Origin of the sequence: Streptomyces sp. TSRI0281 (assembly GCF_001905125.1) — a bacterium.
Lineage (GTDB): Bacteria > Actinomycetota > Actinomycetes > Streptomycetales > Streptomycetaceae > Streptomyces.
In genome coordinates, this window is record NZ_LWLE01000033.1 from 293855 (window position 1) to 308037 (window position 14183).

Sequence of the window (14183 nt, forward strand, 5' to 3'; positions counted from 1 at the left end):
CGTGTGTCCGCCGACGAGGGGTTCCCCGTACTACCTGGCAGTAGGGTCGCCCTCATGACTACCCATGACAGCGGCAGCGCCCCCAAGCCCCCCGCCAAGGACCCCTGGGACCTGCCCGACGTATCCGCACTCACGGTCGGTGTGCTCGGCGGGACCGGTCCGCAGGGCCGCGGCCTCGCCTACCGCCTCGCCCGCGCCGGGCAGCGGGTGACCATCGGCTCGCGCGACGCCGGACGGGCCGCCGCGGCCGCCGCCGAGCTGGGATTCGGCGTCGAGGGCGCGGACAACGCCGACTGCGCGCGGCGCAGCGACATCGTGATCGTCGCGGTTCCGTGGGACGGCCACGCCAAGACGCTGGAATCGCTGCGCGAGGAGCTCACGGGCAAGCTCGTGATCGACTGCGTCAATCCGCTCGGCTTCGACAAGAAGGGCGCCTACGCCCTGAAGCCGGAGGAGGGCAGCGCCGCCGAGCAGGCCGCGGCCCTGCTGCCGGACTCCCGGGTCACGGCCGCCTTCCACCACCTCTCCGCCGTCCTGCTCCAGGACGAGGCGATCGAGGAGATCGACACCGATGTGCTGGTGCTCGGCGAGGCGCGCGCCGACACCGACATCGTGCAGGCGCTCGCGGGCCGCATCCCCGGAATGCGCGGCATCTTCGCGGGCCGGCTGCGCAACGCCCACCAGGTCGAGTCGCTGGTGGCCAACCTGATCTCGGTCAACCGCCGCTACAAGGCACACGCGGGACTGCGCGCCACCGACGTCTGAGCCGGACCGCGCCGAGGGCGGAACGGGGCATGAGGGACACTGGACGGGACCGCGCACCATCCCGGACACAGGAGCCACTCCCCATGCCCCGCCTCGCCATCTACGCCCTCGTCGTCTGCGTTCTCGCCGTCGTCGCAGCCGTGGTCTCCTTCGCCCAGGGCAATCTGCTCGGGATCCTTTGGGTACTGGTGGCCGGGCTCTCGTCGAACATGACGTGGTTCTACGTGCGCAAGCACCGGATGCGGGCGGCGGACGCGGCCTGAGGGCCGGGGCCGGCGGCCCCTATCCCGCGACCGCGCAGCGCGGGTCCTGCTCGTCCCAGAACTCCTGCCAGAAGCGGTACGTGTCGAGCCCGCAGTGTGTCGAGATCTCGCTGACGCCCAGGCTCCGCAGCAGCGCGTCGATCGCGTCGAAGAACGCGATGTTCACCTCGGGGATCCACAGGATGCCGAACACGGCGATCAGCCCGAACGGTGCGATCGGCTCGACCTGGCGGCGAATCCGGTACGAGAGCCAGGGCTCGATCACGCCGTAGCCGTCCAGCCCCGGAATCGGGACCGAGTTCAGGATCGCCGCGGTGACCTGGAGCATCGCGAGGAACGCCAGCGCGTACTGGAAGGCGGGCGGAACACCGTCCAGGGCGTCCAGCCAGAACGGCGCCGTGCAGACGACGGCGAACAGCAGGTTCGTCAGGGGGCCCGCCGCGGAGATCAGACTGTGCTTCCAGCGGCCGCTGATACGGCCCCGCTCGATATAGACCGCGCCACCGGGCAGCCCGATCCCGCCCATGATCACGAAGAGCACCGGCAGCACGATGCTCAGCAGGGCATGGGTGTACGTGAGCGGGTTCAGGGTCAGATAGCCCTTGTCCGCGACCGAGAGGTCCCCGCTGTGCAGCGCGGTGCGGGCGTGCGCGTACTCGTGCAGACAGAGCGAGACGATCCAGGCCCCGGTGACGAAGAGGAAGACCGCGAAACCGGTCTGCTCGGCGAAGTCCGTCCACACCGCCCAGCCCGAGACCGCGGTGACGGCGACGATCCCGAGGAAGACCGGGCTGATCCTCCGGTCGCTGCGCTTGGCTGCGGTGGTCATCGGCACACAACTCCTGGTGACTGGGCGAGGGCCTTCGACAGTACGGGCGTTGAGGGCAGTAGGGGCGGTACGACCGGAACATCGTGAGCCGGGGCGGTAGTTCCCCCTACGCGCACGGGCGGTGGGTGCCGGGTGACCGGGCGCGGGTGCCGTGCGCGGTGCGGGGTGACCGGGCGCGGTGTGGTGCGGTGCGCGGTCACCGGGCGTGGCGCGGTGCGGTGCCGGGTGACCGGGCGCGGCGCGGTGCGGGGTCACCTGGCGCGGTGCGGGATCGCCGGACGCCGGACCGGCCGGGCTCAGAACCCCCACCCCGGACCCGGCGGCGGACCGGGCGTGGACCCGCTCCGCGGCGCCCGGCGACGCGCGGTGCCGGGCGGCGTGCTCTTCGAGGGGTCCGTCGCGGACAATGGGCCCGTGCGCTACTGCATCCTCGGCACCACCCGGGCACTCCGCGACGACGGCACGGCCGTCGCCCTCGGCGGGGCGCGGCTGCGCGCCCTGCTCACCGTTCTCGCGCTGCGCCCCGGCCGTCCGGTCCCGGCCGGGGTGCTCGTCGACGAGGTGTGGGACGGCGATCCGCCCGTCGACGCGGCGGGCGCCCTCCAGGCGCTCGTGGGCCGGCTGCGGCGCGCGCTCGGCCGGGCCGCCGTCGCGTCGGCGGACGGCGGATACCGGCTCACCGCCGAGCCGGACGCCGTGGACCTGCACCGTTTCGAGCGGCTCGCGGGGGAGGGGACCCGGGCCCTGGAGCAGGGGGACGCCGCCGGGGCCGCCGCGCTGCTGGACGAGGCCCTCGCCCTGTGGCGCGGACCGGCCCTCGCCGATCTGCCGGACCGGGCCGCCGCCGCGTCCCGCTGGGAGGCCCGCAGGCTCGATGCCCGGCGGACCGGGTTCGCCGCGGCCCTCGCCCTGGGCCGGGCGGACGAGGCCCTGCCCGAACTGGCCGCGCTCTGCGACGCCCACCCGCTCGACGAACCGCTCCAGGCGCTGCGGATCAGGGCCCTGCGCGACGCGGGCCGCACGGCGCAGGCGCTGGCGGCGTACGAGGGGACGCGCTCCATACTCGTGGACCGGCTCGGCACCGACCCCGGGCCCGCACTGCGCGCCCTGTACGACGAACTGCTGCACCAGACAGCGCCGGCCGCACCACCGGCACACCCGGCCGCATCACCGGCCCACCCGGAGATCCCGGCCCACCCGGCTCCACGGAAGCACTCCGCACCCCCCTCCCCGCCCCCGCCGCCCCCGGCCGGGAATCTGCGGGCCAGGCTCACCAGCTTCGTCGGCCGGGAGACGGACATCGCCGCCCTGCGCGAGGACCTCACCCGCAGCCGGCTGATCACGCTGCTCGGCCCCGGCGGCGCGGGCAAGACCCGGCTCTCCCAGGAGGCGGCGGAGACGGTCGCCGCCGCGTGGCCGGACGGCGTCTGGATGGCGGAACTGGCCCCCGTCGACGACCCGGACGCCGTACCCGAGGCCGTACTGACCGCGCTCGGTGCCCGCGAGACCGTGCTGCGCGGCGCCGGTGCGGAGGAGTTGCGGGCCGCCGAGCGCGGTGCCGGGGACCCGCTCGTACGCCTCACCGAGCACTGTTCCCGGCGGCGCATGCTGCTGCTCCTCGACAACTGCGAACACGTCATCGAGGCCGCCGCCGCGCTCACCGACCACCTCCTCTCCCACTGCCCGCAGCTCACCGTGCTGGCGACCAGCCGCGAACCCCTCGGCGTACCGGGCGAGTTCGTCCGCCCCGTCGACCCGCTGCCGGACCCGATGGCGCTGCGGCTGCTCGCCGACCGGGGGAACGCCGCCAGCCCCGGTTTCCGGATCGACGCGGACGAGGAGACCGCGGCGGCCGCAGCGGAGATCTGCCACCGGCTCGACGGGCTGCCGCTCGCCATCGAACTGGCCGCGGCCCGGCTGCGGATGCTCAGCCCGCGCCAGATCGCCGACCGGCTGGACGACCGCTTCCGGCTGCTGACCAACGGCAGCCGTACCGTGCTGCCGCGCCAGCAGACCCTGCGCGCCGTCGTCGACTGGTCGTGGGACCTGCTGGACCGTGCCGAGCGCGCCGTGCTGCGCCGGCTGTCGGTGTTCGCGGGCGGCTGTGCGCTCGCCGCGGCCGAGGAGGTCTGCGCCCTGCCCGCCGGACACGGCGCCGCAGCGGACCTCGCGGGGGAGGACGGGGCCTTCGGCCTGGTCGACTCGCGGGACGTCGCCGCGCTCCTGGGCTCCCTCGTCGACAAGTCCCTCGTCGTCGCGGCTCCCGGCGGCGACGGTGAGATGCGCTACCGGCTCCTGGAGACCGTCGGCGAGTACGCCTCCGAGCGCCTCGACGAGGCGGCCGAGCGCACCGCCGTCGAGGGACGCCACCTGGTGCACTTCCGGGAGCTCGCCCGGACCACCGCACCGGAACTCCGCGGTGGCGGACAGCGGGCCGCCATCGAACGCCTGCAGCGCGAGTACGAGAACCTGCGCGTCGCGCTGCGCCGTGCGGTGGCCGCCCGGGACGAGCACGAGGCGCTCTGCCTCGTGCTCTCGCTGGCCTGGTACTGGCTGATGCGCGATCTGCGCACCGAGGCCCGCCACTGGGCCGACGCGGTCGCCGCCCTGGGCCCCGACCCGTTCGCCCCGCCGGGCACCCCGGCCCCCTCGCTCCGGCGGCAGGCCATCGACTCGCCGCCGCCGATGGAGCCCGAGCTGCTCCAGGAGGCGCGGCGGGGGGTCGCCCTGGTCCAACTGGCCACCATGGACCACGCGATGGACCTGTGGATGAAGGGGGACAACCAGGAGCGGCTGCGGGTGATCACGCAGACCTACCGGGCGGGCCAGCCGCAGACCTGCCGTACCCCGGGCCATCTCTGGATGTACGCCGTCATGCTGACCGGCGACGCCGATCAGCTGCACGAGGTGCTGGACGAGACCGTCCGGGCCTGCCGGGAGTTCGGCTTCGCATGGGAGCTGGCCGCCGCGCTCCAGAACCGCGCCAACTTCCTGGCCAACCACGCCGAATCGTCCGGCCGGGCGCGGGCGGACGCCGAGGAGAGCCTGGAGATCTTCGTCCGGCTCGACGATGCGTGGGGCGCCGCCGAGGCGCTCTCCTCCCGGGGCGAGGCCCATGAGCGGGCCGGGCACTTCGCCGCTGCCGCCGAGGACTTCCTGGCCGCTGTCGGCTACGCGGAACAACTGGGCGCCCAGGCCCAGGTCGGGCTGTTGCGGGCCCGGTACGCGGGCATCCTCACCGAGACCGGCCGGGGCGAGGAGGCGGAGGCCATCCTGCGCGAAGTGATCGACGGGGGACGGTATTCGGGGAGCGACGCGACCCCGGCCGCCCGGATGCATCTGGGCCTGTGGCTGGGCCAGGCCGGCCGTATCGACGAGGCCAGGGAGCAGCTGGCCCGGCTGGACGAAGAGTTCGATTCGGAGACGGTGGCGATCTTCGGCGGTTTCGTGCTCGGGGTGCTGGCCTGGCTGGACAACCTCGAAGGCGACCACGCCACGGCGTTGCGGCGGGCCCTGAAGGCCCTGGAGCGGTCGCAGGACCGGCTGTCGCTGATGGTGGCGCCGCAGATGGCCTCCGTCCATCTGATCGCGGTGGCCTGGGCGCTCGGCGGGATCGGTGGCGAGCGGGGCGGCAGGGACGCGGCGCGGGTGCTCGGTCTGCAGGCGGCGAGGCGGCCCGAGGGGCATGTGCCGACGACGACGGAGCGGCGGAATCTGGCCCGCGCCGAGGAGATCGCCCGCGCCGTGCTCGGCGACGCCGCCTATGCGCGGGCGTACGCCGAGGGCGGCGGCCTCACGCTGGACGAGGTCACCGCCCTGGCGGGCATGTACCTGTAGCGGCTGCCCGGTGGCGTCACGCCCGGTGGCGCGGTTGTCCGGTGGTGTCACGCCCGGTGGCGCGGCTTCCCGGGTGTGGCCCGCCCGGTGGGGCGGAGGCCGGAGCGGGCGCAGGGCCGGGTCGCTGCCGGGGGACGCCGCGGGATCAGGTCTTCTTGCGGAACTTGGACACCGCGAGGGGGGCCGTCACCAGCGTGATCACCGTCGCCCAGCCCAGCGTCACCCACACCGAGTGGGCGACGGGCCCGCCCATCATCAGACCGCGTGCGGCGTCCGCAAGGTTGGACAGCGGGTTGTATTCGGTGAACGTCTGGAGCCAGCCGGGCATGGTCTGTGTCGGGGCGAAGATCGAGGAGCCGAACTGGAGGGGCATCAGCACGAGCATCCCCGTTCCCTGCACCGCCTGGGTCGTCTTCATGGACAGTCCGAGCAGGATGAAGATCCACATGATGGCGGCGCCGAACACCGCCGACAGGGCGATCGCCTCGATCAGCCCGAGCACCGACGTCCTGAGCTCCATGCCGAGCGCGAAGCCCATGGCCAGCAGGATGAAGGTGGCGACCATCATCCGGCCGAGCTCGACCACGATCTTCGCGATGAGGACCGAGGAGCGGGCGATCGGCATCGTCCGGAACCGGTCCATGACGCCCTTGCGGAAGTCGTCGTTGACACCGGAGCCGACCGCGGAGGCGATGTTCATGCCCATCATCGCCATCAGGCCGGGGATCAGGTAGTTCAGGTAGTCCTGCCGGTCGCCGCCCAGGCTGCCGCCGACCGAGCCGCCGAAGACGTACACGAAGAGCAGTGTGAAGATGATGGGCATCAGGACCGCGTCGAACATCGACTCGGGGTCCTTCTTGATCTGGAGCAGATTGCGCCGCACCAGGGCCCCGATGTGCCGCAGATTGGCCCGCAGTCCGATCCGGCCCTCGCCGGGAAGCGCCTTCGGCGGTACGGATCCGGTGGGCGTGGGCGTCAGAGTCGCCGTGCTCATGCCGCGACCTCCTCGGGGATCGTGTCGGTCACGGACGGGGACTTCTCACCGGTGATGGCGAGGAACACCTCGTCCAGGCTGGGCAGTGCGGTGGCGACATGGGCGAGGGAGAACCCCCGGGTGCCCAGCAGCCCTATGACGGCGGTGAGCTGCTCGTCGCTGAGGATCGGCACGAGCAGCAGCCCCTCGTCCGGTACGGCCTGTGCGCCCGCGATCCCGTCGAGTCCGGCCTCCCTGAGCGCCTGGGCCATCGCGGCCAGCTGCGCCGGGTCCGAGGGCCGGATCTGGAGGGTGCGGCCGCCGACCTTCGCCTTGAGCTCGTCCACCCCGCCGCTCGCGATGATCTTCCCCTGGTCGATGACCGTCAGCTCGTCGGCGAGCTGTTCGGCCTCCTCCATGTACTGGGTGGTGAGCAGCACGGTCGCCCCCTCCGCGACCATCCGCTGCACCTCGTCCCAGACCTCGTTACGGGTACGGGGGTCGAGCCCCGTCGTCGGCTCGTCCAGATACAGGACGGCCGGGCTGCCGATCATGGAGGCGGCCAGGTCGAGCCGGCGCCGCATACCGCCGGAGTACTCCATCGCCGGGCGCCGGGCGGCGGCGGTGAGCGAGAACCGCTCCAGGAGTTCGTCGGCGCGGGACCGGGCCCGCTTGCGGGACAGGTCGAGCAGGCGCCCGACCATGTAGAGGTTCTCCCAGCCGGAGAGCTTCTCGTCGACCGAGGCGTACTGGCCGGTCAGGCCGATGGTCCGGCGCAGTTGCCGGGGCTGCTTCACCACGTCGTACCCCGCGACGACGGCGTGTCCCGCGTCGGGGAGGATCAGGGTGGACAGGCAGCGTACGAGCGTGGTCTTGCCCGCGCCGTTGGGGCCGAGCACACCGAGCACGGTGCCCTGGCTCACATCGAGGTCCACGCCGTCCAGCGCTTTGGTCGAGCCGTAGTGCTTGACCAGTCCCCGCACCTCGACGGCGTTCGTGCCGTGCCCGGGGTTCTTGTCGGTTCGTGTCATGTCCTCATGGGACCAACCGCCACCGACAGCCCGCCGACATTCCACCGACAGACGGGCGACAGCCCGCCGATGGGGGATGTCGGCGGGCTGTCGGTGATGCGGGAAATGGTCCGCGGTGGGTCTAGTGGAACGCGTGCTCGGGAGCCGGGAACGAGCCGCCCACGACCTCGTCGGCGAACTCCTTCGCCGCGTCGCCGAGCACCTGGCGCAGGTTGGCGTACTGCTTGGTGAAGCGCGGCACCTTGCCGCCGGTCAGGCCGACCATGTCGGTGTAGACCAGCACCTGGGCGTCCGTGTCGGGTCCGGCGCCGATGCCGACGGTCGGGATGTGCAGGGTGCGGGTGACCTCGGCGGCCAGCTCGGCCGGTACGAGCTCCAGGACGACGGCGAACGCGCCCGCGTCCTGCACCGCCTTCGCGTCGCGCAGCAGTTGCTGGGCGGCCTCCTCGCCGCGGCCCTGTACCCGGTAGCCCATCGAGTTGACGGACTGCGGGGTGAGGCCGATGTGGGCCATCACCGGGATGCCGGCCTCGACCAGCAGCCGGATCTGCTCGTGGGAGCGTTCGCCGCCCTCCAGCTTCACCGCGCCGACCCCGGACTCCTTGACCAGCCGGGTGGCGTTGCGCAGGGCCTGGACGGGCCCCTCCTGGTACGACCCGAAGGGCAGGTCGGCGACGATGAGGGCGCGCGTGGTGCCCCGGACGACGGCGGCGGACAGCATGGCGATCTCGTCCATCGTGACGGGCACGGTGGTCTCGTAGCCGAGGTGACAGTTGCCCATGGAGTCCCCGACGAGCATGACCGGGATACCGGCCTCGTCGAAGACGGACGCGGTCATCGCGTCGTAGGCGGTGAGCATGGGCCACTTCTCGCCGCGCTCGGTGGCGGCGGCGATGTTGTGGACGGTGATGCGGCGGGTGCCCTTGCCTCCGTACAGCGCCTTGCTGCTGTCGGCGGGGGGACCGGCGGGGGAGGGGGCGGACTGATTCTGCGCAGCCTGAAGCGACATGGCCAACGGCTCCTTCGTCATCTCGAGGCGCCCTGACGGCGTCCCCGGATCCCCTCCATGGTGGCATCCCCGCGCGGCCGACGGGAAGTGGGCCCGCACCGGTCATCGAGGAGGGTAAAGACTTATCAATACGAGACGGTCTCGTATCGCAAGTGGGTTAGGGTCGTGGCCATGTCCATACCGTCCGGCGCTCCCGTCGCCGTGCCCCATGTCCCGGAAGCGATCCACCGCCGCCGCTGGGCGATCCTCACCGTTCTCATGTTCAGCCTGCTCATCGTGGTGCTGGACAACTCGATCCTCAACGTCGCGGTCAAGACGATCGCCAGCCCCTCGCCGACCGGCATCGGCGCCACCCAGAGCGAGCTGGAGTGGGCGATCAACTCCTACACGCTCGTCTTCGCGGGGCTGCTCTTCACCGCGGGCCTGCTCGGCGACCGCATCGGCCGCAAGAAGGTCCTCCTCTTCGGCATCCTGGTCTTCGGCATCGGCTCCGCTCTGGCCGCGCTCTCCTCCTCGCCCGCCGAACTCATCACCTGGCGCGCGCTGATGGGCTTCGGCGCGGCGTTCGTGATGCCCGCCACCCTCGCCGTCCTGATGAACGTCTTCGAGCGGGACGAGCAGCCCAAGGCCATCGGCATCTGGGCGGGCAGCGTCGGCCTCGGCATCGCCATCGGGCCCATCACCGGTGGGCTGCTCCTGGAGCACTTCTGGTGGGGCTCGATCTTCCTGGTCAACGTTCCCGTGGTGATCGTCGCCCTGGTCGCGATGGCCCTCCTGGTACCGGACTCCCGGGACCCGAAGCCCGGCAAGGTCGACCCGCTGGGTGTCGTGCTCTCCATCGTCGGCCTCGTCCTGCTCGTGTACGGCATCATCCGCGGCGGCGAGCTCGCCGACTTCACCGACACCACTGTGCTCGCCTCGACCATCGGCGGCCTCGTCGTGCTCGCCGGGTTCGTCTGGCACGAGAAGCGCAGCAGCCACCCGGCCATCGACATCTCGTACTTCAAGAAGCCCGCCTTCTCCGCCGCCGTGGCCGCGATCGCCCTGGTCTTCTTCGCGCTGATGGGCGTGACCTTCTTCTCCGCCTTCTATCTGCAGAGCGTGCGCGGTTACAGCGCGCTGGAGTCCGGGCTGCTGATCGTGCCGCTGGCCGCCGCCCAGATGATCTTCGCGCCGCGCGCCCGGCTGGTCGTCGACCGGTTCGGTGCCCGTGCCGTGTGCACCGTGGGCATGCTGCTGGTCGCGGGCGGGCTCGCGGCGTTCGGCCTGTTCGACGCCGGTACGCCGGTCTGGGTGATGTGCCTGGTCTTCTTCGTCCAGGGCACCGGCATGGCGCACATCATGCCGCCGGTCACCGTCGCCGTGATGCAGGCGCTGCCCCGGGAGAAGGCGGGCTCCGGCTCGGCCATCAACAACACCTTCCGCCAGGTCGGCGGAGCGCTCGGCGTCGCCGTGCTCGGCTCGGTGCTGTCCACCGTCTACCGGGGCGACATCGAGGGACACCTGTCCGGGGTCCCGGCCGGGGCCAGGGACGTCGCGGGGGAGTCGATCGAGGCCACCCTGGGGGTCGCCGCCAAGCTGGGCCCGGCGGGCAAACCGCTGATCGCGGCGGCGAACGACGCGTTCATCAGCGCCATGCACGTCACCGCCCTCGGCTCGGCTGCCGTCGCCCTGATCGGCGCCGCGGTCGTCGGCCTGTTCCTTCCGGGACGGCTCCCGGCCCGCGTGGACGGGGCGCCGGCCCGCAGTGGCGCCGACGACGAGCCCGTACTGGAGGGAAAGGCCGCCGGCCGGTAGCCGCGCCACCACCGGCCGGGGGTCCCCCGACGGGGTGGCCCCCGGCCGAACGTCGTCCGGCACGCTCCGGGTCGGCGAGAATCGTGGCGGCGGCAGCGAAGCAGCACGGCCGGACGGCCGGACGGCGCGGCGAGAGGCGGATGCAGGTGCGGGAACAGGATCACGCGGACGACGCGCGGCTCCGTGACGACGCGGGCCGGGCACGACACCGTGACGACGCGGACGGCCCGGACCCCGTACCGGACCCCGTACCGGACCCCGTACCGGACCCCGTACCGGACCCCGTGCCCGATTCCGTACCGGACCCCGTGCCCGACCCCGCGCCGGACCCCGCGCCGGAGCCGGAGCCCCGGCGCGGCCGCCCCCGCAGCGCCGCGGCCGAACGGGCCATCCTGGACGCCGTCATCGGACTCCTGGAGGCCGGGGAGCCCCTGGCCGGCCTGTCCATCGAGCGCATCGCCCGCACCGCGGGTGTGGGCAAGGCCACCATCTACCGGCGCTGGAGCGGCAAGGAGGAGCTCTTCGTCGACGTCCTGCGCGACATGGAGCCCGTCGACCCCGCCGTCTCCGGCACCGCGGGACTCGCCGATCTGCGGCTGCTCCTGGAGTCGTTGCGCACCCGCGGCCTCGCCCAGCGCTCCTCCGTCCTCCTGCACAACGTCTTCGCACAGATGAAGAGCCACCCCAAGCTGTGGTCCGAGTACCAGTGCACGGTGATCGCCCCGCGCCGGGTCGCGATGCTGGCGGCGGTGCGGCGGGCGGTGGACGCGGGCGAGCTCCGGGACGACATCGACGTGGAACTGATCGACGACCTGTTCCTCGGCCCCATGCTCGTACGCACCGTCCACCGCCCCGACGCCGCGCTGCCCGAGGACCTCGCCGACAGCGTCATCCGGGTGCTGCTCCAGGGCCTTGCCCCCGAAGCCGCAGGTCACGGGTGACGCGCCGGGGACCGGTGCCCGTGTGAGTGTTCTGTCACAACCCCGCATGGCCGGGCCCGCACCGGAACCCGCGGCCCCGCTCCGTTCGTCCTGACCTCCGTACGGCCGCCGTCGGCGGCGGGAAAGACACCGCACATCGCCTAGGGTCAAGAGCGCGGCAATGGGCACGGCAAGGCAGTGAGGACAGCGCGATGGTGCAGGCGTACGGAGCGGACACCGGTAACGACAGCGCGGAACCGCAGCGCACCGGGTCCCGTTTCCGGGACCTGCGTGAGCGTTGGTCGGCGGATCGCGGGATGTGGCGGCGCGGGATCGTGCTGGCGGTCTGCTCGGTCCTCCTCACGCTGCTGATGATCTTCCACGCGCAGATGCCGAACGCCGTCGGCAACCTCGGCAGCCTCATCGAGACCTTCCTGCCCTGGATCGCGGTCTTCGTCCCGGTCCTGCTGGTCCTGGGCCTGGTGCGGCGCTCGGCGACCGCGCTGATCGCCCTGCTGCTGCCGGTCGTGGTGTGGCTCAACCTGTTCGGCGGCCTGCTCACCGACAAGGCGGGCAGCGGCGGCGATCTCACGGTCGCCACCCACAACGTCAACGCGGACAACCCCGACCCCGCGGGCACCGCGCAGCAGGTCGCGGGTTCCGGGGCGGACGTCGTGGCCCTCCAGGAACTGCCGGGCGGGCAGGTGGCGACGTACGAGAAGTCGCTCGCCGCCCGCTATCCGTACCACTCGGTCCAGGGCACCGTCGGCCTGTGGAGCAAATACCCGCTGAGCGACACCCGCCCCGTCGACATCAAGATGGGCTGGACCCGGGCGATGCGCTCCACCGTCACCGCGCCGAGCGGCAAGGTCGCGGTGTACGTGGCCCACCTGCCGTCCGTGCGGGTGAAGCTGCACGCCGGATTCACCGCCAACCAGCGCGACGACAGCGCCGACGCCCTCGGCGAGGCGATCGCCGACGAGCCGCTCGGCCGGGTGGTGCTGCTCGGCGACCTCAACGGCACGATGAACGACCGCTCGCTGAACGCCGTCACCGCGCAGATGCGCTCCACCCAGGGCGCCGCGGGCAACGGCTTCGGGTTCAGCTGGCCCGCCTCGTTCCCGATGGCGCGGATTGACCAGATCATGGTCAAGGGAGTCGAGCCGATGTCCTCGTGGACGCTCTCGGCGACCGACAGCGACCATCTCCCGATCGCCGCCCGCATCGAACTCTGACGCAACGGTCCGTTCACCTCGCGGCATAAAACGTCTGCGAGAATTTGTTCCGGATACTTACATAAGGTCCGAGGGCTGCTCCGCCAGGGATGACGGGACGGCCCCGGTCCCAAGATCTCGCCCGCAACGCCGCCGGTGAGGTCGTCGGCGAAGCCCGAGCCGTTGCCCGGCACCGTGCGTGCCCGGGGCAGCGGCTCCCTGCTTGCGCCCCCCCGTACCGCGGTGAACTCCGCCCCCGTACCGCTGTGAAAGGTTCCACCCCCATGCCCGTGGCCCTGCTCGCCCTGGCCGTGAGCGCCTTCGGCATAGGCACGACCGAGTTCGTCATGATGGGCCTCCTGCCCAATGTGGCCGACGACCTGGGAACGTCCGTGCCCACCGCCGGCTACCTCGTATCGGCGTACGCGATCGGCGTCGTCCTGGGCGCCCCGCTGCTCACCGGCCTCGGCTCCCGGATCCCGCGCAAGCGGATGCTCCTGCTGCTGATGGCCCTGTTCACCGTCGGCAACCTGGCCTCGGCGCTGGCCCCGGACTTCGGCTGGCTGCTCGCCGGACGTTTCCTCGCCGGGCTGCCGCACGGCGCGTTCTTCGGCGTCGGCGCGGTCGTCGCCGCCCGGCTGGTCCCCGAAGGGCGTCAGGCACGGGCCGTCGCGACGATGTTCCTCGGCCTCACCGTCGCCAACATCGTCGGCGTCCCCGCCGCCACCCTGCTCGGCCAGCACCTCGGCTGGCGGGCGACCTTCCTGGTCGTCGCGGTGATCGGGCTGTGCGCGATGGCCGCGCTGGCCCGGCTCGTCCCGCGGATCCCGGTCGAGGCACACCAGAACGTCCGCCACGAACTGCGCGCCCTCGGCAACCGCCAGGTGCTTCTCGGGCTGCTCACCGCGGTCTTCGGCTTCGCGGGAGTCTTCGCCGTCTACTCCTACCTCTCGGCCATGACGACGAAGGCGATGGGCTTCGGCGAGTCCTCGGTGACCCTGGTGCTCGCCCTCTTCGGCATCGGCATGACACTGGGCGCGCTGGCCGCCGGACTGCTGACGGACCGGGCGCTGCGCCCCACGCTCTACGGATCGCTGGGCGCGCTCGCCGTGGTCCTGACCGTCTTCCCCTTCGTCGTCCATGTGCAGTGGGCGGCGCTGGTGCTGGTGGTGCTGCTGGGCGGGGTCGGGTTCATGACGACCACTCCGCTCCAGATGCTGGTGATGAACAAGGCCAAGGACGCCCCGACCCTCGCCTCCGCCTCCAACCACTCCGCCTTCAACCTCGCCAACGCGGGTGGCGCGTGGCTCGGCGGTGTGGCGATCGCGGCGGGCTGGGGCTGGACGTCCCCCGCCCTGGTCGGCGCGGTCCTGGCCGTGATCGGGCTGGCGGTGGCGGTCACGGCGGGCGTACTGGACCGCGACCGCACGCCGGGGGCCTCCCGGATCGTGGCGGGCGCGGACCCGCACTCCCGGCGCGACGCGGAGCCCGGAGCCCGCGTCGCGAGCCCGTCCGGCGACTGAGAACGCAGCGACCGCCGCACGG

Annotated in this window: 11 protein-coding genes; 7 read left to right on the forward strand and 4 right to left on the reverse strand. The window is 72.4% G+C overall.

Annotated elements, in window-relative coordinates:
- The first annotated feature begins 54 nt into the window (after positions 1-54).
- Together npdG and A6A29_RS30555 are read left to right on the forward strand one after the other, a co-directional pair.
- The gene (gene npdG, locus A6A29_RS30550) at positions 55-765 is read left to right on the forward strand and encodes an NADPH-dependent F420 reductase (protein WP_073724997.1); all 711 of its coding nucleotides are present in this window, start codon (positions 55-57) and stop codon (positions 763-765) included.
- 83 nt (positions 766-848) lie between these two features.
- The gene (locus tag A6A29_RS30555; RefSeq protein WP_073724999.1) at positions 849-1028 is read left to right on the forward strand and encodes a hypothetical protein; all 180 of its coding nucleotides are present in this window, start codon (positions 849-851) and stop codon (positions 1026-1028) included.
- A gap of 19 nt (positions 1029-1047) precedes the next feature.
- Here A6A29_RS30555 and A6A29_RS30560 read toward each other — a convergent pair whose 3' ends face one another.
- Positions 1048-1857 carry a site-2 protease family protein gene (locus A6A29_RS30560; RefSeq protein WP_073725001.1) on the reverse strand — a complete coding sequence of 270 codons (810 nt, stop codon included), beginning with the start codon at positions 1855-1857 and terminating at the stop codon, positions 1048-1050.
- A 414-nt stretch (positions 1858-2271) separates the two neighbouring features.
- Here A6A29_RS30560 and A6A29_RS30565 point away from each other — a divergent pair, with 414 nt between their 5' ends.
- Positions 2272-5694 carry an AfsR/SARP family transcriptional regulator gene (locus A6A29_RS30565; RefSeq protein WP_073725477.1) on the forward strand — a complete coding sequence of 1141 codons (3423 nt, stop codon included), beginning with the start codon at positions 2272-2274 and terminating at the stop codon, positions 5692-5694.
- A 145-nt stretch (positions 5695-5839) separates the two neighbouring features.
- Here the strand turns inward: A6A29_RS30565 and A6A29_RS30570 are convergent, their stop codons facing one another.
- The 3 genes from A6A29_RS30570 to panB form a co-directional block, all read right to left on the reverse strand.
- Positions 5840-6688, reverse strand: a complete 849-nt coding sequence (locus tag A6A29_RS30570) for an ABC transporter permease (RefSeq protein WP_073725003.1) — start codon at positions 6686-6688, stop codon at positions 5840-5842.
- Complete coding sequence (locus A6A29_RS30575) at positions 6685-7698, reverse strand: ATP-binding cassette domain-containing protein (protein ID WP_073725005.1); 1014 nt, start codon at positions 7696-7698, stop codon at positions 6685-6687. Before A6A29_RS30575 ends, A6A29_RS30570 begins: the two co-directional genes overlap by 4 nt.
- 121 nt (positions 7699-7819) lie before the next feature.
- On the reverse strand, positions 7820-8707 hold the full coding sequence (panB, locus tag A6A29_RS30580) for a 3-methyl-2-oxobutanoate hydroxymethyltransferase (protein ID WP_073725007.1): 888 nt from the start codon (positions 8705-8707) through the stop codon (positions 7820-7822).
- Between the two features lie 171 nt (positions 8708-8878).
- On the opposite strand from panB, the gene A6A29_RS30585 reads away from it, so the two are divergent.
- From A6A29_RS30585 to A6A29_RS30605, 4 genes are all read left to right on the forward strand, one after another.
- Positions 8879-10504 carry a DHA2 family efflux MFS transporter permease subunit gene (locus A6A29_RS30585; RefSeq protein ID WP_073725009.1) on the forward strand — a complete coding sequence of 542 codons (1626 nt, stop codon included), beginning with the start codon at positions 8879-8881 and terminating at the stop codon, positions 10502-10504.
- Between the two features lie 284 nt (positions 10505-10788).
- Positions 10789-11445 (forward strand): TetR/AcrR family transcriptional regulator, encoded by a 657-nt coding sequence (locus A6A29_RS30595; protein WP_073725013.1) that lies wholly within the window; start codon positions 10789-10791, stop codon positions 11443-11445.
- Between the two features lie 296 nt (positions 11446-11741).
- A complete protein-coding gene (locus A6A29_RS30600; RefSeq protein WP_073725479.1) occupies positions 11742-12659 on the forward strand; it encodes an endonuclease/exonuclease/phosphatase family protein in 918 nt (305 codons plus the stop codon).
- Between the two features lie 263 nt (positions 12660-12922).
- Positions 12923-14161 carry an MFS transporter gene (locus A6A29_RS30605; RefSeq protein WP_073725015.1) on the forward strand — a complete coding sequence of 413 codons (1239 nt, stop codon included), beginning with the start codon at positions 12923-12925 and terminating at the stop codon, positions 14159-14161.
- Positions 14162-14183 lie beyond the last annotated feature (22 nt).

What these genes read in the sequence shown, in the direction of transcription:
- npdG (WP_073724997.1), top strand. Translation starts at nt 55, where the DNA reads ATGACTACCCATGACAGCGGCAGCGCCCCCAAGCCCCCCGCCAAGGAC.
- A6A29_RS30555 (WP_073724999.1), top strand. Translation starts at nt 849, where the DNA reads ATGCCCCGCCTCGCCATCTACGCCCTCGTCGTCTGCGTTCTCGCCGTC.
- A6A29_RS30560 (WP_073725001.1), bottom strand. Translation starts at nt 1,857, where the DNA reads ATGACCACCGCAGCCAAGCGCAGCGACCGGAGGATCAGCCCGGTCTTC.
- A6A29_RS30570 (WP_073725003.1), bottom strand. Translation starts at nt 6,688, where the DNA reads ATGAGCACGGCGACTCTGACGCCCACGCCCACCGGATCCGTACCGCCG.
- A6A29_RS30575 (WP_073725005.1), bottom strand. Translation starts at nt 7,698, where the DNA reads ATGACACGAACCGACAAGAACCCCGGGCACGGCACGAACGCCGTCGAG.
- panB (WP_073725007.1), bottom strand. Translation starts at nt 8,707, where the DNA reads ATGTCGCTTCAGGCTGCGCAGAATCAGTCCGCCCCCTCCCCCGCCGGT.
- A6A29_RS30585 (WP_073725009.1), top strand. Translation starts at nt 8,879, where the DNA reads ATGTCCATACCGTCCGGCGCTCCCGTCGCCGTGCCCCATGTCCCGGAA.
- A6A29_RS30600 (WP_073725479.1), top strand. Translation starts at nt 11,742, where the DNA reads ATGTGGCGGCGCGGGATCGTGCTGGCGGTCTGCTCGGTCCTCCTCACG.
- A6A29_RS30605 (WP_073725015.1), top strand. Translation starts at nt 12,923, where the DNA reads ATGCCCGTGGCCCTGCTCGCCCTGGCCGTGAGCGCCTTCGGCATAGGC.